The 350-nt window shown below is 69.1% G+C and carries 1 protein-coding gene; it reads left to right on the top strand.

The features are described 5' to 3' along the window. Positions 1 to 350 (top strand): HNH endonuclease signature motif containing protein (locus tag AC3A4M_RS22845; protein ID WP_498738920.1); only part of this gene is annotated, 350 nt, incomplete at both ends.

Raw genomic sequence — 350 nt, 5'->3', positions numbered from 1 at the left:
GCGGTCCGGCACCGCGACACCACGTGCACGGCGCCGGGCTGCCATGTCCCGGCGAAGGACTGCGACCTGGACCACACGATCGATTTCCATGCCAACGGCGGGCACGGCCGGACGGATTTCGGCAACCTCGGTCCGCGCTGCGGTTCGGACCACCGGCTCAAGTCCCTCGCCGGGTGGAAAGTCACCCAGACCAGGCCCGGCGAATTCACTACCACCACGCCGGGGAACCAGACCTACACCACGAAACCCGGCGACACCGGGGCAGGGCCGCCGTCCTTCACCGACCGGGTCCTCGACGCGCTGCCCGACGACTTCCGCCGCCGCCTCAAACGCAAAAAACCACCACCACC

Source organism: Arthrobacter sp. Soil_C_60 (assembly GCF_057656375.1).
The sequence above is the reverse complement of the archived record's forward strand: the minus strand, read 5'-3'. Positions and strand labels throughout refer to the sequence as shown.